This is a genomic window from Anoxybacillus ayderensis (assembly GCF_013761015.1).
Taxonomy (GTDB): domain Bacteria; phylum Bacillota; class Bacilli; order Bacillales; family Anoxybacillaceae; genus Anoxybacillus; species Anoxybacillus ayderensis.
Genome location: NZ_JACDUV010000002.1, coordinates 207,441 through 229,412, shown reverse-complemented (window position 1 = coordinate 229,412; position 21,972 = coordinate 207,441). Strand labels below are relative to the sequence as shown.

General features: G+C 45.3%; 32 protein-coding genes, 1 pseudogene and 1 riboswitch. Of the genes and pseudogenes, 13 read left to right on the top strand and 20 right to left on the bottom strand.

The genetic code is table 11. The features are described from left to right. Positions 1-18 precede the first annotated feature (18 nt). From metC to HNR63_RS03505, 3 genes are all read right to left on the bottom strand, one after another. Positions 19-1,158 carry a cystathionine beta-lyase gene (gene metC / locus HNR63_RS03515; protein ID WP_009362745.1) on the bottom strand — a complete coding sequence of 380 codons (1,140 nt, stop codon included), beginning with the start codon at positions 1,156-1,158 and terminating at the stop codon, positions 19-21. 2 nt (positions 1,159-1,160) lie between these two features. Next, complete coding sequence (locus tag HNR63_RS03510) at positions 1,161-2,264, bottom strand: methionine biosynthesis PLP-dependent protein (protein ID WP_181519792.1); 1,104 nt, start codon at positions 2,262-2,264, stop codon at positions 1,161-1,163. A 71-nt stretch (positions 2,265-2,335) separates the two neighbouring features. Beyond that, positions 2,336-2,443, bottom strand: a riboswitch (SAM riboswitch). A gap of 91 nt (positions 2,444-2,534) precedes the next feature. Next, positions 2,535-3,014 (bottom strand): cupin domain-containing protein, encoded by a 480-nt coding sequence (locus tag HNR63_RS03505; protein ID WP_181519791.1) that lies wholly within the window; start codon positions 3,012-3,014, stop codon positions 2,535-2,537. Between the two features lie 126 nt (positions 3,015-3,140). On the opposite strand from HNR63_RS03505, the gene mscL reads away from it, so the two are divergent. Continuing rightward, entirely contained in the window at positions 3,141-3,536 is a 396-nt protein-coding gene (gene mscL, locus HNR63_RS03500) for a large conductance mechanosensitive channel protein MscL (protein WP_181519790.1), read from the top strand. Between the two features lie 28 nt (positions 3,537-3,564). On the opposite strand, the gene HNR63_RS03495 is transcribed toward mscL, so the two are convergent. Both HNR63_RS03495 and HNR63_RS03490 read right to left on the bottom strand, forming a co-directional pair. Continuing rightward, a complete protein-coding gene (locus HNR63_RS03495; protein WP_181519789.1) occupies positions 3,565-4,404 on the bottom strand; it encodes an Rpn family recombination-promoting nuclease/putative transposase in 840 nt (279 codons plus the stop codon). Positions 4,405-4,524: 120 nt separating this feature from the next. Continuing rightward, on the bottom strand, positions 4,525-5,040 hold the full coding sequence (locus tag HNR63_RS03490) for a phosphatidylglycerophosphatase A family protein (RefSeq protein ID WP_181519788.1): 516 nt from the start codon (positions 5,038-5,040) through the stop codon (positions 4,525-4,527). A gap of 101 nt (positions 5,041-5,141) precedes the next feature. Between HNR63_RS03490 and HNR63_RS03485 the strand changes: the two genes are divergently transcribed. The 4 genes from HNR63_RS03485 (at position 5,142) to HNR63_RS03470 (ending at position 7,588) form a co-directional block, all read left to right on the top strand. After that, on the top strand, positions 5,142-5,834 hold the full coding sequence (locus HNR63_RS03485; RefSeq protein ID WP_181519787.1) for an alpha/beta hydrolase: 693 nt from the start codon (positions 5,142-5,144) through the stop codon (positions 5,832-5,834). 60 nt (positions 5,835-5,894) lie between these two features. Continuing rightward, positions 5,895-6,407 (top strand): YjcG family protein, encoded by a 513-nt coding sequence (locus HNR63_RS03480; RefSeq protein WP_085789372.1) that lies wholly within the window; start codon positions 5,895-5,897, stop codon positions 6,405-6,407. A 4-nt stretch (positions 6,408-6,411) separates the two neighbouring features. Further along, complete coding sequence (locus HNR63_RS03475) at positions 6,412-6,843, top strand: GNAT family N-acetyltransferase (protein WP_085789371.1); 432 nt, start codon at positions 6,412-6,414, stop codon at positions 6,841-6,843. 67 nt (positions 6,844-6,910) lie between these two features. Then, complete coding sequence (locus HNR63_RS03470) at positions 6,911-7,588, top strand: DUF421 domain-containing protein (RefSeq protein WP_181519786.1); 678 nt, start codon at positions 6,911-6,913, stop codon at positions 7,586-7,588. On the opposite strand, the gene HNR63_RS03465 is transcribed toward HNR63_RS03470, so the two are convergent. After that, positions 7,585-7,722: a hypothetical protein gene (locus HNR63_RS03465; protein WP_181519785.1), complete on the bottom strand. Its 138-nt coding sequence runs from the start codon at positions 7,720-7,722 to the stop codon at positions 7,585-7,587. The genes HNR63_RS03470 and HNR63_RS03465 overlap by 4 nt on opposite strands. A gap of 109 nt (positions 7,723-7,831) precedes the next feature. Here HNR63_RS03465 and HNR63_RS03460 point away from each other — a divergent pair, with 109 nt between their 5' ends. Further along, entirely contained in the window at positions 7,832-9,952 is a 2,121-nt protein-coding gene (locus HNR63_RS03460) for an ATP-dependent helicase (RefSeq protein ID WP_181519784.1), read from the top strand. A gap of 220 nt (positions 9,953-10,172) precedes the next feature. On the opposite strand, the gene spoVIF is transcribed toward HNR63_RS03460, so the two are convergent. The 3 genes from spoVIF to HNR63_RS03445 all read right to left on the bottom strand — a co-directional run bounded on the left by spoVIF (position 10,173) and on the right by HNR63_RS03445 (position 10,946). Further along, entirely contained in the window at positions 10,173-10,427 is a 255-nt protein-coding gene (spoVIF, locus tag HNR63_RS03455; protein ID WP_009362139.1) for a sporulation-specific transcription regulator SpoVIF, read from the bottom strand. Between the two features lie 89 nt (positions 10,428-10,516). Beyond that, entirely contained in the window at positions 10,517-10,645 is a 129-nt protein-coding gene (locus tag HNR63_RS03450) for a YjcZ family sporulation protein (RefSeq protein ID WP_009362140.1), read from the bottom strand. A 67-nt stretch (positions 10,646-10,712) separates the two neighbouring features. Continuing rightward, the gene (locus tag HNR63_RS03445; RefSeq protein WP_085789368.1) at positions 10,713-10,946 is read right to left on the bottom strand and encodes a hypothetical protein; all 234 of its coding nucleotides are present in this window, start codon (positions 10,944-10,946) and stop codon (positions 10,713-10,715) included. Positions 10,947-11,031: 85 nt separating this feature from the next. Here HNR63_RS03445 and HNR63_RS03440 point away from each other — a divergent pair, with 85 nt between their 5' ends. Next, positions 11,032-11,349 (top strand): thioredoxin family protein, encoded by a 318-nt coding sequence (locus tag HNR63_RS03440; protein WP_181519783.1) that lies wholly within the window; start codon positions 11,032-11,034, stop codon positions 11,347-11,349. A 58-nt stretch (positions 11,350-11,407) separates the two neighbouring features. Here the strand turns inward: HNR63_RS03440 and HNR63_RS03435 are convergent, their stop codons facing one another. The 9 genes from HNR63_RS03435 to HNR63_RS03395 form a co-directional block, all read right to left on the bottom strand. Beyond that, a complete protein-coding gene (locus HNR63_RS03435) occupies positions 11,408-12,265 on the bottom strand; it encodes a DUF421 domain-containing protein (RefSeq protein WP_181519782.1) in 858 nt (285 codons plus the stop codon). Between the two features lie 2 nt (positions 12,266-12,267). After that, positions 12,268-12,474: a DUF1657 domain-containing protein gene (locus HNR63_RS03430; protein WP_085789365.1), complete on the bottom strand. Its 207-nt coding sequence runs from the start codon at positions 12,472-12,474 to the stop codon at positions 12,268-12,270. Positions 12,475-12,480: 6 nt separating this feature from the next. Beyond that, positions 12,481-12,837 carry a stage V sporulation protein AE gene (gene spoVAE, locus HNR63_RS03425; protein ID WP_075039687.1) on the bottom strand — a complete coding sequence of 119 codons (357 nt, stop codon included), beginning with the start codon at positions 12,835-12,837 and terminating at the stop codon, positions 12,481-12,483. Beyond that, complete coding sequence (spoVAD, locus tag HNR63_RS03420; RefSeq protein WP_085789364.1) at positions 12,834-13,850, bottom strand: stage V sporulation protein AD; 1,017 nt, start codon at positions 13,848-13,850, stop codon at positions 12,834-12,836. Before spoVAD ends, spoVAE begins: the two co-directional genes overlap by 4 nt. Beyond that, positions 13,847-14,329 (bottom strand): stage V sporulation protein AC, encoded by a 483-nt coding sequence (gene spoVAC, locus HNR63_RS03415; protein WP_085789363.1) that lies wholly within the window; start codon positions 14,327-14,329, stop codon positions 13,847-13,849. The genes spoVAD and spoVAC overlap by 4 nt, the downstream gene beginning before the upstream one ends. A 12-nt stretch (positions 14,330-14,341) precedes the next feature. Continuing rightward, positions 14,342-14,797 (bottom strand): YhcN/YlaJ family sporulation lipoprotein, encoded by a 456-nt coding sequence (locus tag HNR63_RS03410; protein ID WP_181519781.1) that lies wholly within the window; start codon positions 14,795-14,797, stop codon positions 14,342-14,344. Between the two features lie 58 nt (positions 14,798-14,855). Next, positions 14,856-15,059: a DUF1657 domain-containing protein gene (locus HNR63_RS03405; protein ID WP_042534447.1), complete on the bottom strand. Its 204-nt coding sequence runs from the start codon at positions 15,057-15,059 to the stop codon at positions 14,856-14,858. Positions 15,060-15,140: 81 nt separating this feature from the next. Then, complete coding sequence (locus tag HNR63_RS03400; RefSeq protein ID WP_009362151.1) at positions 15,141-15,332, bottom strand: phage holin family protein; 192 nt, start codon at positions 15,330-15,332, stop codon at positions 15,141-15,143. Positions 15,333-15,525: 193 nt separating this feature from the next. After that, positions 15,526-15,801, bottom strand: coding sequence for a spore coat protein regulator protein YlbO (locus HNR63_RS03395; RefSeq protein ID WP_181519780.1), 276 nt, complete (start codon positions 15,799-15,801; stop codon positions 15,526-15,528). A gap of 156 nt (positions 15,802-15,957) precedes the next feature. Between HNR63_RS03395 and HNR63_RS03390 the strand changes: the two genes are divergently transcribed. Both HNR63_RS03390 and HNR63_RS03385 read left to right on the top strand, forming a co-directional pair. After that, a complete protein-coding gene (locus HNR63_RS03390; RefSeq protein ID WP_009362154.1) occupies positions 15,958-16,677 on the top strand; it encodes a BMQ_0737 family morphogenetic spore coat protein in 720 nt (239 codons plus the stop codon). Between the two features lie 92 nt (positions 16,678-16,769). Next, on the top strand, positions 16,770-17,444 hold the full coding sequence (locus HNR63_RS03385; protein ID WP_085789642.1) for a hypothetical protein: 675 nt from the start codon (positions 16,770-16,772) through the stop codon (positions 17,442-17,444). 20 nt (positions 17,445-17,464) lie between these two features. Here HNR63_RS03385 and HNR63_RS03380 read toward each other — a convergent pair whose 3' ends face one another. Further along, complete coding sequence (locus HNR63_RS03380) at positions 17,465-17,797, bottom strand: DUF1360 domain-containing protein (protein WP_181519779.1); 333 nt, start codon at positions 17,795-17,797, stop codon at positions 17,465-17,467. 93 nt (positions 17,798-17,890) lie between these two features. Between HNR63_RS03380 and HNR63_RS03375 the strand changes: the two genes are divergently transcribed. From HNR63_RS03375 to HNR63_RS03360, 4 genes and pseudogenes are all read left to right on the top strand, one after another. Then, complete coding sequence (locus HNR63_RS03375; protein WP_181519778.1) at positions 17,891-18,223, top strand: hypothetical protein; 333 nt, start codon at positions 17,891-17,893, stop codon at positions 18,221-18,223. Positions 18,224-18,233: 10 nt separating this feature from the next. Further along, positions 18,234-19,508 (top strand): annotated as a pseudogene (locus HNR63_RS03370) (UDP-glucose dehydrogenase family protein); the annotation flags it as partial. Further along, positions 19,505-20,449, top strand: coding sequence for an NAD-dependent epimerase/dehydratase family protein (locus tag HNR63_RS03365; protein ID WP_181519776.1), 945 nt, complete (start codon positions 19,505-19,507; stop codon positions 20,447-20,449). The pseudogene HNR63_RS03370 and the gene HNR63_RS03365, both read left to right, overlap by 4 nt. Then, positions 20,449-21,585 carry a glycosyltransferase family 4 protein gene (locus HNR63_RS03360; protein WP_181519910.1) on the top strand — a complete coding sequence of 379 codons (1,137 nt, stop codon included), beginning with the start codon at positions 20,449-20,451 and terminating at the stop codon, positions 21,583-21,585. The genes HNR63_RS03365 and HNR63_RS03360 overlap by 1 nt, the downstream gene beginning before the upstream one ends. On the opposite strand, the gene HNR63_RS03355 is transcribed toward HNR63_RS03360, so the two are convergent. Then, entirely contained in the window at positions 21,569-21,925 is a 357-nt protein-coding gene (locus HNR63_RS03355) for a CotO family spore coat protein (protein ID WP_181519775.1), read from the bottom strand. The genes HNR63_RS03360 and HNR63_RS03355 overlap by 17 nt on opposite strands. Between the last annotated feature and the right edge of the window lie 47 nt (positions 21,926-21,972).

Here is a 21,972-nt window from a genome sequence, read left to right as displayed (position 1 = left end):
CTAGGCGATATGCCTAGCCTATACATACGATAACGCCTGTTCAAAATCAGCGATTAAATCATCGATCGCCTCGAGTCCGACGCTTATGCGCAACAAGCCGTCCGTAATGCCGCGACGAAGGCGTTCCGCTTTCGGCATCGCCGCATGCGACATTTTTGCCGGATAAGATAAAATCGACTCTACCGCTCCTAAACTAACCGCAAATACCGGAATGTGAGCATATTTGACAAACGTCCGCACCGCTTGTTCATTTTCCAATTCAAACGACAACACCGCGCCAAACCCACGCGCTTGATCGCGATGAATGACGTGCCCTTCGTGATGCGAAAGCCCCGGATAATACACGTGCGCCACTTTCGGATGACGATGTAAAAACTGCGCGAGCTGCATCGCTGAACGAGAAGCGTAATCGAGCCGAACGTGAAGCGTTTTTAGCCCGCGCAGCACAAGCCACGCATCTTGCACGCCGAGCACCGCACCGAACGCATATTGCAACTTCCGAAGCTCTTTCGCTAGTCGTTCATCTTTCACAACCGCAAGTCCAGCGACGACATCGCTATGGCCGGCTAAAAATTTCGTCGCGCTATGAAGCACGACATCGACGCCGAGATCGAGCGGACGTTGCAATAAAGGTGTCGCGAACGTATTATCTAAAAACGTCAAACAACCGTGCGCTTTCGCAAGCTTCACAACTCCGCGAATGTCCGTAATTTTCAGCAGCGGATTTGACGGCGTTTCCATATAAATCACTTTCGTATTCGGGCGAATATGACGCGCTACCGCATCTAAATCGGTCATATCGACAAACGTATATTCAATGCCAAATCGGCTTAATACATCCGTGATGATGCGATACGTTCCGCCATATACGTCATCTGTAATCAACACATGATCGCCTTTTGACAACAACAAAAACGCCGTTGAAATGGCTGCCATGCCCGATGCGAACGCAAAACCGCTCACTCCTCCTTCTAGCTCCGCGATCGTTTCTTCAAGCGCCTCGCGCGTCGGATTGCCTGTGCGGCTATAATCATATTTTCCAAACGTATCAAAATCAAACTGATGAAACGTTGACGCATGATGAATCGGGACGCTCACTGCCCCCGTTTGCGCATCCACCCGCCATTTATTATGAAGCAATTGCGTTTGCCACTCCATTTTTACACCTCTTTCATGCGTTGAAACGCTTGTGTTAAATCGGCAATTAAATCGTCATGATGTTCAATGCCGACAGAAAAACGTAACAGTCGATTACATACCCCATTGGCGATGCGAACATCCTCTGGAATATCCATATGCGTTTGCGTCGCTGGATACGTAATAAAACTTTCGACACCGCCTAAACTTTCCGCAAACGTAATGAGCGTTAAACTGCGCAAAAACGGATTGACCCACTTTTCATCGCGCACGCGAAACGACAACATGCCTCCTCTCCCCGGATATAACACATCGGTGACGTCTTCGTGCCCACGTAAAAATTCATAAATCGCTTTCGCGTTTTGTTCGTGCTGACGCATGCGAAGAGCGAGCGTCTTCATGCCGCGAATTAACAGCCATGAATCAAACGGCGACAACACCGCCCCGATCGCGTTATGATACATCGCCAATTGCTCGCACAGCGCTTTTCCTTTAGCGACAATGAGCCCCGCAAGCACATCGTTATGTCCGCCTAAATATTTCGTCGCGCTATGAATGACGATGTCCGCCCCTTTCGTCAATGGCTTTTGTAACACAGGCGTGTAAAACGTATTATCGACAATAAGAAGCAGCTCATATTGTTTCGCAAACGCCGCCACCGCTTCGATGTCCGCTTCTTGCATAAGCGGATTCGTCGGCGTTTCTAAAAAAATCGCTTTCGTTTTGTCCGTCACATATGCTTTTACCGCATCCAAGTCGCGAAAATCAACGTATGTAAACGACAGACCGTATTTTCTCCACCCTTTTTCAAACAGCCGATACGTTCCGCCATATAAATCGGCCGAAACGAGAAAATGATCCCCGCTTTCAAAAAGCGCAAACACCGTTTGAATTGCCGCCATGCCCGAACTACATGCGAAGCCTTGATCCCCTTCCTCTAACTGCGCAATCGCCTTCTCGACGATGTGTCTCGTCGGGTTTCCCGTCCGAATGTAATCGTACCCTGTCGACTGTCCGATCCCTTCATGCCGATACGCTGTTGAAAAATATACAGGTGGATTCACTGTCCCTGTCGTCGTCTCGCTTCGATTACCGATTTGCGCTAATACCGTTTCCACATGACTCATTCGCTCTCTCCCTTTCTCAAAAAATAAAAGCCTTCTAAGAAGAAGGCTTTCTGTCCATAGACAAACGCTTCTTCTTATCTTCCGAATTGAACACCAATTCGCTGGATTTAGCACCTGACCGCTTTCGGCTGGTTGCTGAAGGTTCATCGGGCCAGTCCCTCCCCTTCTCTTGATAAGAATGCATACGCATATTGAATTTTCTGATTTTTAAATAATGTACCTTATTTCCATAAAAATTTCAACTATTTTTTATTTTCTTGTAACAAAATTTCATTCCGCCGCAAGAGCATCCGCTTTTGTCGGATGGACGGTGCCGGCTGGATGTTGTGGCGGCGCATAAATGGAGTACAGCTTAAGCGGAACGTTCCCTATGTTGATCACATTATGCCACGTTCCTGCAGGCACAAAAATGGCAGAGCCATCCGTCACGCGTCTTTCAAACGTCAATTCGTTTTTCTTTTTGCCTATCCGCACAATCCCTTCTCCTTGTTCAATACGTAAAAATTGATCCACGCCCGGATGCATTTCTAAACCGATATCCTCCCCGACACGAAGGCTCATCAATGTCACTTGCAAATGAGGTCCCGTCCATAACGTCGTACGGAACATGTTGTTTCGTTTCGTCGCTTCTTCGATTTGTACGACAAACGGGTTCGGTCCGTAATCTTTCCTATGTTCTCGTGGAAACGGATAAGGCATCATTGGATATGGATACATCGGCATATACACAACATTCGGATAGTAATACATGGTCTCACCTCTTTTTTTCATATTCATCGCCATGTTATGCACAACTGCCCGGCCATGCGCCTCACATGCAAAAATCGACAAATAGAAACGATGTATGGTAAAGTGGGGACAAAAGGAGGAATGCCGATGTGGAACGAGTTTAAGAAATTTGCTGTGCGGGGCAACGTCATCGACTTAGCTGTCGGGGTCATCATCGGTGGAGCATTTGGAAAAATTGTTTCTTCCCTCGTCAACGACATCATTATGCCGCTTGTCGGTCTCGTTTTAGGAGGGATTGATTTTAGCAGTTTATCTTGGAAAGTCGGTGAAGCAGAAGTAAAATACGGGGCTTTTATTCAAACCGTCGTTGACTTTTTAGTCATTGCCTTTTCTATCTTTCTATTCGTCAAACTGCTGAACAACTTATCCGAACGAATCAAAAAACAAGAAGAGAAGAAAGAAACGGCACCAACGATCACAAAAGAACAACAGCTGCTCACAGAAATTCGCGATTTATTAAAACAACAAAAAGAAACGACATAGCCCCCAAAGCTTTTTGGGGGCTTCCCACTCATTCTTTCTCTACGAACTGCTTTACTTCTTCTTCCGAAAGATCCGTGACGTTCGCAATGTCTTTTACGCTCATCCCTTTTTTCGCCATCGTTCGTACAAGACGTTTCATTCCTTGTTTTATTCCTTGTTGTTCATATGAAATAATTAACTCCATCACTTTGTCTTTTTCTTTCGTCTCCATTTCATTCACCTCGCTTCGTAGTCTTCGTTCTTCTTCGTCTGATAGTTTTACATATGTTTCAAAAAAGCCAAACAATAATCGTTGTTTCGCTTCATCTAATTCCAATCGGACAAGCATGCGTAAAAATTGTTTTTTCAGTTCTACTCGTTCACTTTCAGTATATCCCATTTTGCTTAGCAGTGCAGCAGCGATTGGATTGTCTTGACGAATGTAGTTTCGCCAGTTTTGTTTGCGCAATTCGACAGTGAAAAAACGAAAATCAAGCACGTGGCCAAAAGGAAATTGGAGGGTAAATGTCGATGGTTCGTCGCGGATCGTATCGTAGCTAAATACATCAATAGGTACAATGTTTTTACGGTATTTTTCAAACAATCGGCTAAAATAAATAAACATGCGTTCAGGAAATGATGGTTGCACATAGCTTTGATTTTCGATATGCACAATCACAAGCCCGTCTTCGCCTTTTAACTTCGTTTCGACAAGCAAATCGACGCGGTACTTCTCCCCTGCCGTCACATCGGTGAACAGTTCCTCGGATAAAAACGAGACGTGGCGAAAATCAATATGCTCGTGCATGGCTGGGAAAAAGAGAACAATAAACTCCTCAAAAAACGTTTGGATCAACTCTTTAAACAGACGATCGTGGTCAATGGACATATAGTCACCTCGCATACAATCGTTTCGATGTTTTTATTCGACAACATCGACTATTTTCCTGCATGTGATGTTCACATCTCTTCAAAAAAGCCGTAAACCCATACGGATTTACGGCTTTTTTTACGCATTTAATGCGGCTTCTTCTTCATCGCGCAAGTTGTGTGCAAGGCGACCGGAGGCGCTTGCGGCAACGCTTGCGACTAAGTCGTCTAAAAACGTATGCACACCTTTGCCCCGTTTTGTATCAAGCTGTTTAATGATTCCTACTTTATTTTTGTCCAAATGTCCAAACGTTGTCACTGCGATGCTTCCGTATCCGAGCACCGCCCCTAACGCCAACGTTTCATCGACGCCAAACAGCCCTTCATCCGTTTCGACAATCGTTTGCAGCGGCTCTGACAACATGCCGTTTTCTGCAAGTTTATCAAGCTCAATCCCAACTAAAATCGCATGTTGTACTTCGCGTTTTTGCAACACTTTTTCTACGCTTTCAATACATTCTGCCATCGTTAAATTTTTATTGTACGGGCTTTGCATTTCATATACAATCTCAGCAATCGCTGGAATCGTCACACCACGTTCCGTTAATAGTTGCAACGTTCTTTCATACACTTCTTGACTAGATACGCGCTTCATTCCTCATCCTCCTCTCGTTCTCTCATTATATCACGCAACGACAAAAAATGCAGAAATGTGGTACGATAAGAACGAACAACGTCGAAAAAGGATGGGAGAACATGCAAGAGTTAAAACTTCACAGCCAACATTTAGACGAGGAGCTATCGTTACCTGTATATTGCTCCAAACCTATCACACCGCTTTATAAACATCTCGTCATTATCGCACAAGATGGACAAGATTATTTTATGTTTGGAAAAATTGGACGCGTTATCGACGAGCTTGGCATACGCGCTGTCGTCATCGGCGTGCCGTATCGCAACGTGTCAGATCGCTATGAGAAATATCATCCGAACGGAAAAAAACGCGAAGCGTACATGCGCTTTCTTGCGAACGAACTGGCGCCGCTCGTTGATGAACATTTTTCAACATATCAAATGGGGACAACGCGCATTCTCGTTGGCGATTCGCTCGCAGGCACCGTTTCGCTTCTTACTGCGATGACATATCCGCATACGTTCGGCAAAGTCGTCATGCAGTCGCCATACGTGAACGACGATGTGATGGCGCACGTGCAATCATTTACGGACTGGCATTTGCTTGCGCTCTATCATTCCGTCGGCAAACAAGAAACGGACGTAAAAACGACAGACGGAATGGTGCGCAACTTCATTGAGCCGAATCGCGCCCTTTCGCACGTTCTCCAAACGAAACAAAGTCGCTATCATTATGACGAGTTTGACGGCGACCATTCTTGGACATACTGGCAACCAAATTTGCCGATCGGATTAAAAAAAGTGATTGAAATGTAACAGTATTTTCCGAAAATTTGTTATAATATATAAGTATAATGACGAAAGGAGGAAGGTCGCATGAAATGTGGTATCGCGATTTTTCCATCAAAAAAAATTCAAGATTTTGCGAATTCGTATCGCAAACGGTACGACTCTCATTACGCCCTCATTCCGCCACATATTACGCTAAAATATGCGTTTGACGTGGAGGAAGACAAGCTTGATGAGCTCGTTCAACAGCTTCGCGACGTCGCCCGCGAAACAGAGCCGTTTCCGTTGCGCGTCACAAAATTTAGTTCGTTTTATCCGGTCAATAACGTCATTTATTTAAAAGTGGAAAAAACAGAGCCACTCGCTCAGCTGCATGAAAAATTGCATCGTCCACCGTTCGTTGAACAGACAGACTATGCGTTCGTGCCGCACATTACGATCGCACGCGACTTGTCAAACGACGAATATTCGGACGTATTCGGCCGCTTCAACATGCAGTCCGTCTACTTTGAAGAACAAGTCGACCGCTTCCATCTTTTATATCAACTTGAAAACGGATCGTGGTCAGCGTACGAAACATTTCATCTTGGAAAGGAATAACAACATGTACGTCAAACGAGGACAAGACGAAGCGCTTTGGCGCGATGCCCTTTTTGTTCGCCGCGCCGTCTTTATTGACGAACAAGGGGTATCGGAAGAAGAAGAAATTGACGCATTCGAGCGTGAATCTGTTCATTTCGTCATATACGATGACGATCAACCGATTGCCGCAGGACGTTTTCGCACAATTGATGGCGTTGGCAAAGTGGAACGCATTTGCGTCCTTCCGGCATATCGCGGACGCGGCATCGGCAAACGGATCATGGAAGCGATCGAACAATATGCTTCACAACACGTCACAAAGGTGAAACTAAACGCCCAAACGCATGCCGAACCGTTTTACAAACAGCTCGGCTACGAAACGGTATCCGACGTCTTTTTGGACGCAGGCATTCCACATGTAACGATGATAAAAACGATCAACATGCGATCATAACGGTCGCATGTTTTCTTTTTCACTCGGCATACTAAACAAAAAAAGCTACATACGGAAGGATATCGTTATGAGCGAATTTGGACAAATCGCAATTGAATTAGTTGTCGGTTATATCGCCTTATTTATAATGGCAAAAATACTTGGACGGACACAAATTACGCAAATTACACCGTTTGACTTTATTTCCGCCCTCGTTCTCGGGGAACTTGTCGGCAACGGTTTATACGATCCGAAAGTCGGACTCTCGAAAGTATTGTTTGCGATTGCGCTATGGGGACTGCTTATTTACGCAACAGAAATGATTACACAAAAGAAAAAAGAACTTCGCGAATTGTTAGAAGGAAAACCGGTCATCGTCATTTCGAAAGGAAAAATTTTGTATGAAGCGTTAAAACAAACGAAGCTCGACTTAAACCAACTGCAACATTTGCTGCGCGCGCGCAACGTCTTTTCCGTTCGCGAAGTGGAATACGCCATTTTAGAAACAGACGGCACAGTAAGCGTCATGAAAAAAGCCCCGTTCGAACAGCCGACGCGGCAAGACCAAAACATTTCTGCATCTGAAGCGACATTGCCTGTGACGGTCATTATCGACGGGGAAGTCATTTGGGACAATTTACAAGAGAACGGTTGGGACGAACAATGGCTAAAAAAACATATTCGCCACGCTGGTTTTGAAAACTATAAAGATATTTTATACGCCGAATGGCAAGACGGAAAAGGCATGCACGTGCAGGCATATTAACGTTTTTTCATTGAACGATCTTGAGGTCGTTTTTTCTTTTGTGCCGTTTGTTCTTTTTTCTCATTTGTCGTTCGCTGTATGTTTGTCACGCGGGAAACATGAAGCGGGTTTGGACGAATCGGTGGGATGTTCATATAAGTCGCCTCCTTTTTTTATTTATTCGCCAACCATAAAAAAACTCCTTTTCTCTTATTGTATGATTTGTTAACATAGACGTTGACGTTAGACGAAGGAGTTTGACCGATGAATAAAGCACGATATAACGGCAAGCTATTTGATATTCATACGTTAGCGCGCGAAAAATATGAGCTCGTGTATGAACAAAGTTTACGAAACAAATGGACGTGTCCGATGTGCGGTGGAATCGTTCGCTTTCATTTAGCGATTGAACATGCCCCGCACTTTTATCATGTTTCCGACCCTTGTATCCGAGAAGAACGAAAACGAGCGAATATCATCGCCATTCAGCCAAAACAACCGTTTCAAGCGAAAGAAAAAAAACAAATGACCGTATGCGGCGTGTCGCTCGATGCCGAGCAATATGAAGCCGTTCGCCGCATTGAAGGTCCGCTTCTTGTGCTTGCGGGAGCTGGCAGCGGAAAGACGCGCACGTTAACGACGCGCGCGGCTGCAATGATCACTAACCATCACATCAAAGCGGCAAACATGATGATCGTCACCTTTACGACAAAAGCCGCGAAAGAACTCGCTGAAAGACTTCATGCATACAACCTTGATGCACTGCCTACAATCGGAACGTTTCACAGCTTATTTTATCGCATGTTACAACATGCCGATCCGTTTCGTTGGCGGCATGAGCGGCTCATTCGCGACTGGCAAAAAGAACGGATGATGAAAGAAATCGGTCGCGACACCGGCATTGATGAACGCGATTTTCCGTATGATGAAGCGATGCAGCGCATCTCGTATTGGAAAAATACGCTCACCTCGCTCGATGACATCGCCATTGAAAACGAATGGGACGAGCGCGTCGTACAGTTGTACGTGCAATATGAGGAAAAAAAGCGGCAACACGATTTATTTGATTTTGATGATATGTTATATGCGTGCTATGACATGTTGCGAACAGATGAAAAGCGACTGAAACAATATCACGAACGGTTTCATTATTTTCTTATCGATGAATTTCAAGACATTAACAACGTGCAATATGAAACGATGAAACTGCTCGCCTCTCATACGTATCACATTTGCGCAGTTGGCGATGACGACCAAGCCATTTATGCGTTTCGCGGCTCGGATTCATCGTTTATTCATCAATTTCAACGAGATTTTCCAAACACAACGATTGTGAAGCTAACGGAAAACTATCGTTCGCCACATCCGATCGTCTCGCTTGCCAACGATATCATCTCGAAAAGTCGCACGCGCATTCCGAAACAAATGAACGCCCAAACAGATAGCAGCCATATGCCGATCTGTTTTTTTCCGTACGATGAAGAAGAAGAAGCGACGATGATCGCATGCGACATTGTCGAGCGAATACAAAAAGGCGCCAAACCGAGCGATATCGCGATTTTATGTCGCACGAACGCTTCAGGGCGCGCCGTCTTTGAACGGCTTTCGCAACTTCGTTTGCCTGTCACAACAGATGGCGACTCGTTTTACAATCGTCGCATCGTGCGCTACTTATTAAGCTTTTTTCGCTTAAGCATCGATCCGAACGACGAACAGGCGCTTGCTGATGTTGTCACCGTATTGTTTTTAAAACAGACCGTCCTAAACGATTTAAAAGCGATCTCGATTTTACAAGACTGTTCGCTCGTTGAAGCGCTCACCAAACTCGACGGCATTCAGCCATTTCAGCAACAAAAATTGCGCACGATCGCCCCGCTCTTTGCGAAAGTAAAAGAAATGAAGCCGCTGGAAGCGATCGACTTCATCGAAAAAGACATGGGCTTTGGCGACTTTTTAAAAAAGCGCGGCAACGAAGGAAATGCGATCGAAAAAGGATCAGATGATGTGCGCGACATCAAAGTCGTCGCGCGGAAATTTAAAACGATTCAAGCGTTTCTTTCTCACGTCGAGCGGGCAAAATCATATACAACGTGCGACGACGGCATTCAACTCATGACGATTCATCGCTCGAAAGGGTTAGAGTTTCCGATCGTATATATCATCGGAGCCGTGGACGGACTGTTGCCGCACGATTATGCGCTTGAGGCGTATCGAAACGGAGATGTCGCTCCGCTTGAAGAAGAGCGCCGCCTTCTGTACGTTGCGGTGACACGCGCAAAAGAGCGTCTCTTTATTTCCGTTCCGTCCATGCGCCGCTTAAAAAAAGCAAACGCCTCCCGCTTGCTTTCTTTTAAGAAAAGCGAAAAGCGCCCCCATTTCGCCTAAAGGCAGCCCGCGTCCTGCGGGCAACGGCGAAATGTCGCCATCCTCGGCTCCGCGAAGGGCGCACAAGCCCCACCGAGGAGGCTGTCGCCGCCGCAGTGTGGGGCGGAGCGACTCGAGCCGATGGCGCTTGGAGCTAGACAGCTCTTAGGACCCAAATGTGCATGCTTTCTTCTCTCGAAACAAAAGCGAAAAGCCTCGTATAAGACTTTTCGCTTTTTCGTTATTTTTTATTTAACATGTTCGCAATCGTATTAAAATCGATTTGTTTTCCGTTGTTGACGATCGATTGCACAATTTTATCTTCCAATTCTTTTGGCACGTTGCGATTCGCAATTTGTGCGACGCGTTTGACGATGCCGCGCACCGTTTTTTCGTCTTTAAAGTTTGCGTTTTGTAATGAATTGGCGAGCGCAAAAATATCTTGCATATTGACGCCCGTTTTCTTTTCGATATTTTTAAAAAAATGTTGATCCATCTTTCTCCGCCTCCTTCATTTTTCTTTTTCAGCATATGAAAAACAAAAAAAAAACGTTCCAAAGGTGTGACCCTTTGGAACGCCTCTTCTTAGTGAACGAACGCTGCACCAACGATAATCAATAAGATGAACAACACAACGATTAACACGAATGTTGAACCGTATCCGCCGCCGTAGCCGTAGCCACCGTAACCATATCCGCAATATCCGAAGCCCATGAGACTCCACCTCCTTCAACGTTGTCGCTTACATCATATGCATCGAAATGAATTTGGTATGGGCGCTTTAGCGAAAATGATGAAACATGCGTGCAAACTGCTTTTCTTTTTTCGCAAAAAACGCCTCAGCATCGCTCATGTTCGCTTGAAACTGTTGAAGTAGGGCATCGTTTATTTTTTCTAGTTTGTTTAACGTCGCTTCCATTTCTTTTCCCCACGTTTCAAACGCCTTCATAAACGCATCGTGCTTTTCATGTTTTGCCCGTGCATATGATTGCAGTTCTTTTTCCAATTTGTTCATCGCCTCTCCCCCCTTACTTTTTCATACGTAAAAAACAGAAACGTGTGCTAAAATAAAAGCGAAAGAAAAAGAAAGGACGTGTCATATGGAACGATTACAAAACGCACAACAATTTGAACAGGCGATCGCCTCCAGCACGCCGGTTGTCGTTAAATTTTTTACAACATGGTGCCCAGATTGCGTACGCATGGATCAATTTATCGATGAAGTCGTTGCGGCGTACCCGCAATTTATGTGGTATGACATCGATCGCGACGATGTGCCAGACATTGCGGAAACGTACAACGTCATGGGCATTCCAAGCTTACTCGTATTCCAAAACGGGGAAAAAATCGCCCACTTACATAGCGCCAATGCAAAAACACGCGAACAAGTCGAGGAGTTTCTTCAAACAATCAGCTAATTTGGCTGATTGTTTGAATATATTCCCCCACATGAAAAAGCCACGTGCATGCCGTGGCTTATGTTAAAAACGGTTGCAAGTTTTGAATAAGCTGCTGCATTTGTTTCGCTTGTTGTTCATACATTTGTTTTGCCTCGGTGTCATTTGTTTGCAAGGCGAATAGTTCAAAGTCGGCTTCTGCTTTTTTCATCGATGCAAGCAATAGTTGTTTTTGTTGCGGCTCTGGCACTTGAATGCGGTCGTCATATAAATCGACGGTCAGTTGACCGTACGAATCGACTTGCGCTAAAAAGACGTTTTCGACAGCAACGCCCATTTGATCGAGCTGCTCTTTTAACCATCCACGGTTTAGGCGGGCTGTCGCAAGCGGTTCGTCTAAAATTTCGCCGTCCATAATGACCGTTTGCGGCTCTTTTTCCTCTGGAACGTACTTTTGCACATCCCCAATCGTGAGCGGCTGTTTGTCGCGCTTTAGTAAAATGCTTAAATCTCCGTTTGCCTCAAGCGTCGCAAATTCGACATCCGCAACGCGAAACACATCTTTTTTCCGCAGTTGCTCAAGCAATTCATCTGCTGTATATTTTTCTTTTTTCAAATTGTCTTCTAAAATTTTTCCGTCTTTAATAAACACAGTCGAGTTGCCTTCGACGAAGTCGCGAAATTTTTTACTTCGCAACGAAATGATCGAAATGGCAACAGGGAAAAGCGACCAAATTAAAATGCTTGTGATTCCTTCCGTTAACCGAATATCTAAATCCATCGACATCGATCCGGCAATATCTCCGATCGTAATGCCGACGATATATTCAAAAAACGACAACTTCGATAATTGCTTTTTTCCTAATAATTTTGTAATGACAAATAAACCGATTAAAATGCAAATCGAACGAATCGCCACTTCTAACCATGCTGGCATGTTTACATCCCCTTATATTGCGGCTCCTCGCGCTCAAGCGTCGAAATGCGCCCTTTGAGCGCCGCAATCATTTGTTCCGTCTGTAACATCGCTTCATGAAACGCACGCTGCGCCTCGTCGTTCGTTGAAGTAAGCGCAAGCTGTTGCAACGTCGCATGAATCGCTTTCATATTCGCCAAACTTTGTTTCACTTGTGAACCGATCGTCATCTCCATCTATCCTTTCGGTTTAAATAATAATGCTCCGATAAAACCGAATACAATCGCTGCGGAAATGCCGGCGCTCGTCACTTCAAACATGCCCGTCAACACCCCGATGATGCCGTGCTTTTCCGCCTCTTGCATCGCCCCGTGTACGAGCGCATTGCCGAAACTTGTAATCGGAATCGTTGCCCCAGCGCCTGCAAAATCGATAAGCGGCTCGTACAACCCGAACCCGTCTAAAATCGCTCCAGCAACAACGAGCGCGCTTAACGTATGGGCAGGCGTCAACTTAAACACATCAAACATCACTTGTCCGATCACGCAAATAAGCCCGCCAACGACAAACGCCCAAAAAAACATCGCCATCATCGCTCATCACCTCCATACTCAATCGCTACCGCATGCGCGATGCACGGAATCGTTTCGCCTTGTTGAAACGTCAGCGGTGATAAAAGTGCTCCTGTCGCAACGACAAGCATGCGTTTTATTTCTCCGCGCTTCATGCGATTTAACAAATGACCGTACACGACCGTTGCAGAACACCCTGCTCCGCTTCCTCCCGACAACACCGGTTGCCCTTCGCGATAAATGAGTAATCCGCAATCTTGATACCGCTCGTCTTCAAGTTCCATCCCGTTTTTTCGCAACAAATCAAGCGAGACGGTGCGCCCGATTTTTCCTAAATCGCCTGTAACGATGAGATCGTAATGCGACGCATCGATCTCCATATCGCGTAAATGCGCCTCAATTGTATCGACCGCCGCTGGCGCCATCGCCCCGCCCATATTAAACGGGTCGGTTAATCCCATGTCGACGACTCTCCCAATTGTTGCCGACGTAACACGCGGTCCATCTCCTTCTTTTCCAACGAGCGCCACCCCTGCCCCTGTCACCGTCCATTGCGCGGTCGGCGGCTTTTGTCCACCGTATTCGGTCGGATAGCGAAACTGTTTTTCAACCGCAGCGTTATGGCTAGCGGCGCCCGTTAATATGTACTTCGCCCCGCCGTAATTGACGATAAACGCGCTTAAAGCGAGCGCTTCCATCGACGTTGAGCAGGCGCCAAATACGCCTAAGTATGGAGTGCTAAGCGTGCGCGCGGCAAAGCTTGAAGGGGTCATTTGATTAATTAAATCGCCAGAAATAACAAACTGCACTTGTTCTTTTTCAATGCGCGCTTTTTTCATCGCTTGAAAAAACGCTTCTTCAAACAGCACTTTATGCGCTTTTTCATACGAATCTTCTCCAAGCCAAAGATCTTCATGCAATAAGTCAAAATCATCAGCGATCTTTCCGTTCGCTTCAAACGGTCCGCCGACCGTTGCGGTGGCGACGATGACGGGACGGTTTTCAAACACCCATGTACGATGCCCTTTCATCATCCGAGCCCACCCCATTTCACCGCAATCGTTTTAATAAGCGCCACGACAAACGCCGAAAACGTGCCGAACAAGATGACAGAACCAGCTAGTTTAAACATATTGCCTCCAACGCCAAGCACGAACCCTTCCGTCCGATGTTCAATGGCCGCTGAAATGACGGCGTTGCCAAATCCGGTGACAGGCACAGCGCTTCCTGCCCCTGCAAATTGCGCCAATCGGTCGTACACACCAAACCCTGTCAATAGCATCGCAATAAATACCATTGTCGCCACCGTCGGATTGCCGGCCGTTTTTTCCGTAAAGTCGAAAAAGTACATGTAAAAATAAGAAATCGCTTGTCCGATGGCACAAATCAAACCTCCCACAAAAAAGGCGCGCACGCAATTTTTCAACACCGGACGCTTCGTTTCACGGTCTTGTTCAAATTGATGATACTCTTGTTGAACGGGCGTTAAATTTTTCCGTTTTTCGTTCGCCATCCTCTCACCTCGCTACGTTTGTTCTTCACTTAATTTTTGAATGACTGTCATTTCTTTTTCGATTTCTTTTTCACTTATGTTTTTCGTATCAATTTTTTCTTTCAACGCTTTCGTTTTCCAAAAAATTTTTAAATCGTGCGACGCGATTACTTTTTTGCCAAATGCCTCGTTCAGCGCTTTTCCCACCTCTTTTTCAATTTGTTTCATGCGAAAGCGATGCAAATGTTTCACTTGATACGCAACAAGCAACCGTCCGTTCGCTTCGACTGCGACCGCATCTTTTACATCTTTTCTCCCCTTTAACATATTAACCACTCGTTTTGCCTGTTGTTGGTCGCTTCGTTTCGCGCTTCCGTCATGGCTCACGTTTGTGATGTTTTCTTGTTGAAGCGATTGTTGTTGTTCTTTTTGTTCATGCGCACAACTCATAAGAAAAAACATACTTATAAGTACAAACCATTTTTTCATGGCGTTCACCTTTCTGTTCATGTAACGAAAGGGCGTCCCGATTGGACACCCAAATGACTTATTGTTTATATTGTGGCTCTTCTTGTTCAATTTCTTGCACGCGCGGAGCAATTAAATCGACGATCGCTTGCGTTTGTTGCGCGGCTTGTTGATACAATTGTTTCGCTTTTTCATTTTCTGTTTGCAAGGCAAACGTTTCAAAACTTGCCTGCGCTGATTTCAATCCCGCTAATGTTTGCTTTACAGAACTTGCGACAGTCATATGAAAACCTCCTTCGTTTTTTCATCACATAGCTTGCGCGGATACGACAAAGTTATACAAAAAAAATAGCCCCCGAAGGAGCTAACGTTTATCACGAAATCCGTTTCCAAGCGACGGATTATTTAAAATGCCTGCCATGACTAAAATGCTTAAAAACGCATTCCATAATTGCTCGTATTTCCCTAAATCTAAATCGATGCCAAACGTCTGTAATAAAAGCGGAATAAATGAACCGATCGCTAACCATAGCCCGTAATTTTTAAAGCGCTCCATCTTTTTCCCCTCCCCGCTATTGTTTCAATTTCTTCCCGCATCCGCAACCGCCTGTTTTTTTCACAGGAGCAGGTGATGATGTGTATACTTTCGTTGTTTGTGTTCCACCAAGAACAACCGGTTTTTTCTTTTCCATAGCAAACCCTCCACACATGTAAGATACAATAGCATATGAAAAAGATGGAGCGAACGACTATGCGTTTTCCCTATTTCTTTTTTCTGCAAATGAAAACGGCGTCGAAAGCGGCGGTTGCATCCCTTGCTTTAACGCTTGTTGGCGTTTGACCGTATGCATAAACCATGAATCCGTCTCTTGTCCAAATAGCTGTTTCGTTAATTGCTCCAGCTGCTTTTTTAGTTCCTCGTTTTCTTTTCTTAATCGTTTAATTTCTTCATAACGTTGTTCGCTTAACGCCGCCAATTCTTTTAACAACACGTTTTCCGCCCGCAATACGTCTATTTCTTGCATATCCCTCCTCCTTTCTACTACATAACAATTCGAAAACGCGCCGATTTATGACAAAAAAATTCCGCACATATCCCTGCACACTTACCTACCTTTCTCATACTATACAGTAGTCCCGATACATGCGACGGGAAAAAATTGAAATAGGAGGAACGAGGCATGACGCATCATAAAGAGCGTAAAGAAAAAGTGTGTATTAAAACACGCAAAGTGTATGACTGGGTTACTCGTCAAGTCGATGTGCCGTTGCGTAGTTTTTCAAATGGGGATTTGGAAACGATCTTTCCTGAAAGCAAATGTCCGCGCCACGGGCAAACGGTTTGTGACTTTTTCGCGTCTAACGGCTTAAGCGCTGGCGACTTCTCGATTCGCTGCTTTTTAACAGACGATGAAGGAAACCGTATTGACCAAACGGTTGACAACAACGCGCTCATTTGCCAAGAAATTTTACAACCAAACGGCCGTCAACCGGTGCACGTCACACTTCCTTCCGGAGATACAGTCACATTGCAAAAAGTAAAAGCGCTTGTGAAAGGTCACGTCGTCGTGCAAGTCGTCAATGCGAACGGCCACGTCGTTTGCGAGTCAAACCCAATTCCATTTGCGACGGCACAAACATTTATTTTATGCGCACCAGAAGGAACGACGCTCGATTGCCACATTTCGTTTTTCGAATGTGACGCAAGCTTAATTTGCACTGACAACTTCTCGCAGCTTGATGTATCGATTACATTATGCTTAGAAGTGCAAATGGAAGCAGACGTAAAAATCGAAGTCGAAGCACGCTTCTGCCAACCGCGCGAAGAAATTTTAGAAGCAACACTTTGCCCAACAGACAAATTCCCACCGCAATGCCCAGAAGTATTCCCAGCACATTAATGAATGAAAGGCTGTTGTCGTTCAGCAGCCTTTTTTTATTGATGTTTCCTTTCATGGCTACATATATATGAAATAAAGAAAGGAGGCACAAAATGAACAGCCAACATATTCAACTCCAACAAAAAATTATTCATTACCGGTCGGAAGTGGCAAAATATAAACAGCTATTGCAGCTTGTCGAAACGGAGTTAAAGCGCGAGCAATTGCGCAATCAATATGTGCAAAAAAAACTTGAGCAACTAGACGAATATGAACAAACGATTGAACAGTTAAAACAACAACTTCTTTTTTACGAAGTGGCGCTGGAGGAAGAAAAACGGCGGAAAAAAGAAATCAAACAAGATGTTGTGCGCGCCTATGCTTATTTCACGTACGCTGTCATGATGCCAGAACAAAAAGAGGAAGAGGCGACAATTATCGGTGATTTCGTTATCGAAAATAGCGGCAATACACCGCTTAACGATCCGATCATTTGCCTTCGCCTTCGCCCTCCCGATCACGCGCAACTAAGCGGAAAATTTTCATTTCGCCAAATGCAAGAAGAAGGCGGCTGGACATTTGCGGTCGAAGATTGGCGCAAAAAAATGAAAGAAGGGGAATATTGGCTAAAGCCAATCGATGAAACAACGCTTTTGCCGAACGAACAACTGCGCTTTCCGTCATTTGAATTGCGCATCGTCCAAACCGTTGTCGTTGAAGCATTCGTCTATTTTCGCCAACTGAAACAAGGGGTATCATCTTCTAATTATATTGTTGTAAATAAATAAGCAGGCGTTCGCCCGCTTTTTTATTCGCTCCATTTTTGGACAACCATTTCCATCAAAGCAGCAATCCCTGCAATTGCTAACACCGACACAAGCGGCATAAAGATGCTTGGCGCATAAACCATTCCGACATACAGCCCAGCTGCGCACCATATCCCTGTACACCAATGGCAACTGAGCAACTCCCCGATCCATCTTCTTATTCCTGTCCCTTTTATGACAATATACGTTTCCCCATCTTGTTCAAACTCGTCATGAAACGGGGCACGCAAAAACGACGTAATGCGGTCATATACGATTAAGCGCGTGAAACGAAACGATGCCGCACATAAAAGAAAAAAGTGAAAAACGTCCATCTTCTCTCCTCCTTGCTTTACTTTATGCTTCACCCCTCTTTGTTGTTTCACATATAATGCAATGAGTCAGTTAACGAAAAAGGATGTGAAAACGTGTATAACATTTTTTTCAGCAAACATTTTTTAGCTAAACATCGTCATATGCAACAGTTGTGTGACGCGCTAGCAAATATAAGCGAAGGAACAGAACTACATGTGCACACAAACAAAGAGACGTACTACAACGCCCAATTCGTCCAACTAGACACCGCCGCAAAAACATTGACCGTCGTCGTCGATCCATTTTATGAAAATGGCGGAAAATTCATGACAATCCGCTGCCGTGACGTCGTTGCAGTTGAGTTTCCAGCAGATGCGCTCGTTGCCGCAACACAACAACAAAAGACGACAATCGGAATGACGAAAACAGACGACGAAGACGAATAAAGGAAGTGAAAAGATGAACGTTTGTATCATTGGTGCCGGCTATGTCGGATTAACGACGGCAGCTGTTCTCGCAAAACTTGGGCATACCGTTCATTGCGTAGATGAAAATGAACAAAAAATGGCCGCCTTAAAGCGCGGAGACGTTCCCATTTACGAGCCAGGCTTAGCTGAGCTGTTAACCGACTATGCGAGTCGGCTTTTTTTTCATCACGATAAGCAAACATATGTACAAGAGGCAGAAGTTATTTTTATTTGTGTAGGTACCCCTTCTGATTCGAAAGGGAAACCAGACGTTTCATACGTCAACCGTGCCATTGCCGACCTCACCCCACACGTAAACGATAAGCAAACACTTGTCATAAAAAGCACCGTCCCGATCGGAACGAACGAACGCATATACAACCATTTAAAAAACGAAGGAAAACATATACGTGTCGTATCAAATCCTGAGTTTTTACGCGAAGGCTCCGCCATTTACGACTCTTTGCATCCCGATCGTATCGTCATCGGTTTACGTCACGATGATGATCGCTCACTTTCCGTTATGCAAACGTTATATGCGGGCATTCACGCGCCATATGTCGTGACGAGTTTAAGCGGTGCCGAAATGATTAAATATGCTGCCAACGCCTTTTTAGCAACAAAAATTTCATTTATTAACGAAATCGCCCGCCTTTGTGACGCGTACGGCGTCGACGTTGTCGATGTCGCAAAAGGCATCGGACTTGACGGAAGAATCGGTCCACACTTTTTGCAAGCGGGAATCGGGTACGGTGGTTCTTGTTTCCCGAAAGACGTCGCCGCCCTACAACAAATGGCGTATGAACAAAACGTGCGCCCGTATATGTTAGAAGCGACAAAAACAATTAACGATACCCAGCTCAACTGGTACGTACAAAAAATAAAACGTACGTTAGGACATATGTCTACAAAACGGATTGCGGTGCTCGGCATTGCCTTTAAGCCAAATACAGACGATATTCGCGAATCGCCCGCCATTTCACTCATTAAAAAATTGCACGCGCATGGGGCAAATGTCATCGCTCATGATCCGAAAGCTGTGCTACCAAATGTCGATGTAAAGCAAGCAAAAACGATAGAAGAAGCGATCGCACAAGCAGATGCGCTCGTCGTGGCGACCGATTGGGATGAGTATAAACAGTTAAACTGGGCATATGTGAAACAAATGATGAACGGAAACGTCGTCATCGATGGACGAAATAGCTTGCCTCGTGAGGCGATCATGAACGCAGGACTAAACTATATAGGGGTGGGACGCGGATGAACATACTCGTCACAGGAGCAGCTGGATTTATCGGTTCGCACGTATGTGAAGCATTGTTACCACATCATCACGTCATTGGCATAGATTCTTTGATCGGTCCGACGCCAAAAGCAATGAAACAAAAAACGATTGAAACGTTAAACACGTATGACCGTTTCACATGGATCGAAGGGGATTTGTTGTCGTTGCCTCTTGACGATATCGTCCAACAAGTGGATGTCATTTATCATTTTGCCGGCATGCCGGGCGTGCGCACAAGCTGGGGAACATCGTTTGATTTATATACGACAAACAACATACTAGCGACGCAACGGTTGCTTGAAGCATGTAAACAACATCGGCCAAAACAGTTCATTTATACGTCAACGTCATCTGTATACGGTGAAACGAACGGGCGCGTGCATGAAAACACGCCTCCAGCCCCTCTGTCACCATACGGCATGACGAAGCTTGCTGGGGAACATTTATGCCGCATATATGAATCAGCATTTCATGTACCGATCACCATTTTGCGCTATTTCACCGTGTACGGTCCACGCCAACGGCCCGATATGGCGTTTCACCGCTTCATTCGGCAAATGTTGTTTGACGAGCCGATCACGATTTTCGGTGACGGCACACAAACGCGCGACTTTACGTACATTTCCGATTGCGTCAACGGCACGCTCGCCGTTCTTGGCAATGAAAAAGCGATTGGCGAAACGTTCAATATCGGCGGAAAAGAGCGCGCATCCGTCAACGACGTCATCGCGATGCTTGAAACGTTTATTGGAAAACAAGCAAAAAAACAATATGTTAATCAAGCGATCGGCGAGCCGAAACATACGTGGGCGGACATTTCGAAAGCAGAAAACATGCTTGCCTACGCCCCGAACGTGCCGTTACGGGAAGGATTGCGTCGTGAAGTCGAATATATTCGTTCGCTTTACGGGAGGTCATGATGCGCATCGCATTTATTTGTACTGAAAAATTGCCGTCTCCAGCAATAAAAGGGGGCGCCATTCAACTGATGATTGATGGCATCACCCCGTTTTTTGCCGAAACTCATTCGCTCACCATTTTTTCGATTGCCGATCCATCGCTTCCGATGTACGAAATACGTGATGGCATCGAATACGTACGTGTACCAAAAGAACGATACGAACAACATATTGCAAATGAATTAAAAAAACGAACATTTCATGTCATTCACGTCTTTAACCGTCCCGCAAACGTACTGTTTTACAAACAAGCCGCACCAAACAGCCGCTTCGTCACCAGTTTGCATAACGATATGTTTTCACCGATGAAAATGCCGCCAGACGTTGCAAAACAAGTCATTGAGGAAGTGGACGCAATCACAACGGTCAGTGAATATATGAAACGCACCGTCACAAAACGATACGATGTGCCTGACGATCGTATTCAAGTCGTCTACTCTGGCGTCGATGCAACGCGCTACATGCCGCCATGGACAGACGAAGGAAAACAACTGCGCACCAATATGCGCCAACGGTTTTTTGTTGAAGAAGATGACGTTATTTTATTTATCGGGCGGTTAAGTAAAACAAAAGGGGTACACGTGTTAATCGAAAGCATGAATCACGTATTAGCTAAACATCGAAACGCAAAGCTCGTCATCGTCGGCGGGAAATGGTTTAGCGACAACCGTTTAAACGATTACGTGCGCTTTCTTCATCAACTAGCCAAACCTTACAAAGATCGCATTCAATTTACAAACTACATCCCGTCTGAACATATTCCACACATATTCACGATGGGCGATGTGTTCGTTTGCAGTTCGCAATGGCACGAGCCGCTCGCTCGCGTGCATTACGAAGCGATGGCGGCAGGCGTGCCAATCATTACGACAAACCGCGGCGGAAATCGCGAAGTGATCGAACATAACAAAAACGGGCTCGTCATTGACGACTATTCGTCACCAAAAGCATTCGCCCAGGCGATATGCGAATTGCTGAGGAATAAAGAAAAAGCGCTCGCACTTGCTTACGAAGGACGAAAACGGGCGGAAACGATGTTTTCCTTCGCTAACACAGCCGAGCAACTAGAACGTGTGTATATTAAGATTTGCCAATAAGCGATACCGATACGATATGTTCGAGCGGGATCGTGATCGTTTTTTCTTCATCGCTTACGATAAAGACGACTTTTTTCTTATCGCACGTTTGAACAATGCCTTCATACGTGCGATTTTTCGTTTTCAATTCACACGTCACCGGCCGAAGTTCATTCGGAAGCGTCGCTAAAAATTCAAGGCGCTCAGCCGTATTCATGTCACGAAAATTCGCAAATGACGGCGGCGGATACGACGGCTTTTCTTTTTTCGTTCGAAACGTCTGTTGCATATAACACGTTTTCGGTCCTAAATTCGGCTGAACAATATACAACAACGGTGCATTTTCCACACGCTTTTTCATTCCCACACCCCTCCTTTTTTACGAATATATGCGCAAAAAGAGAGGGG

Bases quoted from the DNA above. Each gene is read 5' to 3' on its own strand.
- spoVIF (WP_009362139.1), bottom strand. From the start codon at position 10,427: ATGGATCAACATTTTTTTAAAAATATCGAAAAGAAAACGGGCGTCAAT.
- HNR63_RS03460 (WP_181519784.1), top strand. From the start codon at position 7,832: ATGAATAAAGCACGATATAACGGCAAGCTATTTGATATTCATACGTTA.
- HNR63_RS03365 (WP_181519776.1), top strand. From the start codon at position 19,505: ATGAACATACTCGTCACAGGAGCAGCTGGATTTATCGGTTCGCACGTA.
- HNR63_RS03360 (WP_181519910.1), top strand. From the start codon at position 20,449: ATGCGCATCGCATTTATTTGTACTGAAAAATTGCCGTCTCCAGCAATA.
- mscL (WP_181519790.1), top strand. From the start codon at position 3,141: ATGTGGAACGAGTTTAAGAAATTTGCTGTGCGGGGCAACGTCATCGAC.
- HNR63_RS03395 (WP_181519780.1), bottom strand. From the start codon at position 15,801: ATGCAAGAAATAGACGTATTGCGGGCGGAAAACGTGTTGTTAAAAGAA.
- HNR63_RS03405 (WP_042534447.1), bottom strand. From the start codon at position 15,059: ATGACTGTCGCAAGTTCTGTAAAGCAAACATTAGCGGGATTGAAATCA.
- HNR63_RS03380 (WP_181519779.1), bottom strand. From the start codon at position 17,797: ATGGACGTTTTTCACTTTTTTCTTTTATGTGCGGCATCGTTTCGTTTC.
- HNR63_RS03505 (WP_181519791.1), bottom strand. From the start codon at position 3,014: ATGTATTACTATCCGAATGTTGTGTATATGCCGATGTATCCATATCCA.
- HNR63_RS03475 (WP_085789371.1), top strand. From the start codon at position 6,412: ATGTACGTCAAACGAGGACAAGACGAAGCGCTTTGGCGCGATGCCCTT.
- HNR63_RS03445 (WP_085789368.1), bottom strand. From the start codon at position 10,946: ATGAACAAATTGGAAAAAGAACTGCAATCATATGCACGGGCAAAACAT.
- HNR63_RS03400 (WP_009362151.1), bottom strand. From the start codon at position 15,332: ATGGAGCGCTTTAAAAATTACGGGCTATGGTTAGCGATCGGTTCATTT.
- HNR63_RS03355 (WP_181519775.1), bottom strand. From the start codon at position 21,925: ATGAAAAAGCGTGTGGAAAATGCACCGTTGTTGTATATTGTTCAGCCG.
- HNR63_RS03385 (WP_085789642.1), top strand. From the start codon at position 16,770: ATGAACAGCCAACATATTCAACTCCAACAAAAAATTATTCATTACCGG.
- HNR63_RS03465 (WP_181519785.1), bottom strand. From the start codon at position 7,722: ATGAACATCCCACCGATTCGTCCAAACCCGCTTCATGTTTCCCGCGTG.
- HNR63_RS03495 (WP_181519789.1), bottom strand. From the start codon at position 4,404: ATGTCCATTGACCACGATCGTCTGTTTAAAGAGTTGATCCAAACGTTT.
- metC (WP_009362745.1), bottom strand. From the start codon at position 1,158: ATGGAGTGGCAAACGCAATTGCTTCATAATAAATGGCGGGTGGATGCG.
- HNR63_RS03470 (WP_181519786.1), top strand. From the start codon at position 6,911: ATGAGCGAATTTGGACAAATCGCAATTGAATTAGTTGTCGGTTATATC.
- HNR63_RS03440 (WP_181519783.1), top strand. From the start codon at position 11,032: ATGGAACGATTACAAAACGCACAACAATTTGAACAGGCGATCGCCTCC.
- HNR63_RS03435 (WP_181519782.1), bottom strand. From the start codon at position 12,265: ATGCCAGCATGGTTAGAAGTGGCGATTCGTTCGATTTGCATTTTAATC.
- HNR63_RS03450 (WP_009362140.1), bottom strand. From the start codon at position 10,645: ATGGGCTTCGGATATTGCGGATATGGTTACGGTGGCTACGGCTACGGC.
- spoVAD (WP_085789364.1), bottom strand. From the start codon at position 13,850: ATGATGAAAGGGCATCGTACATGGGTGTTTGAAAACCGTCCCGTCATC.
- HNR63_RS03510 (WP_181519792.1), bottom strand. From the start codon at position 2,264: ATGAGTCATGTGGAAACGGTATTAGCGCAAATCGGTAATCGAAGCGAG.
- HNR63_RS03490 (WP_181519788.1), bottom strand. From the start codon at position 5,040: ATGAAGCGCGTATCTAGTCAAGAAGTGTATGAAAGAACGTTGCAACTA.
- spoVAE (WP_075039687.1), bottom strand. From the start codon at position 12,837: ATGATGGCGATGTTTTTTTGGGCGTTTGTCGTTGGCGGGCTTATTTGC.
- HNR63_RS03480 (WP_085789372.1), top strand. From the start codon at position 5,895: ATGAAATGTGGTATCGCGATTTTTCCATCAAAAAAAATTCAAGATTTT.
- HNR63_RS03410 (WP_181519781.1), bottom strand. From the start codon at position 14,797: ATGAAAAAATGGTTTGTACTTATAAGTATGTTTTTTCTTATGAGTTGT.
- HNR63_RS03485 (WP_181519787.1), top strand. From the start codon at position 5,142: ATGCAAGAGTTAAAACTTCACAGCCAACATTTAGACGAGGAGCTATCG.
- spoVAC (WP_085789363.1), bottom strand. From the start codon at position 14,329: ATGGCGAACGAAAAACGGAAAAATTTAACGCCCGTTCAACAAGAGTAT.
- HNR63_RS03390 (WP_009362154.1), top strand. From the start codon at position 15,958: ATGACGCATCATAAAGAGCGTAAAGAAAAAGTGTGTATTAAAACACGC.
- HNR63_RS03430 (WP_085789365.1), bottom strand. From the start codon at position 12,474: ATGACGATCGGTTCACAAGTGAAACAAAGTTTGGCGAATATGAAAGCG.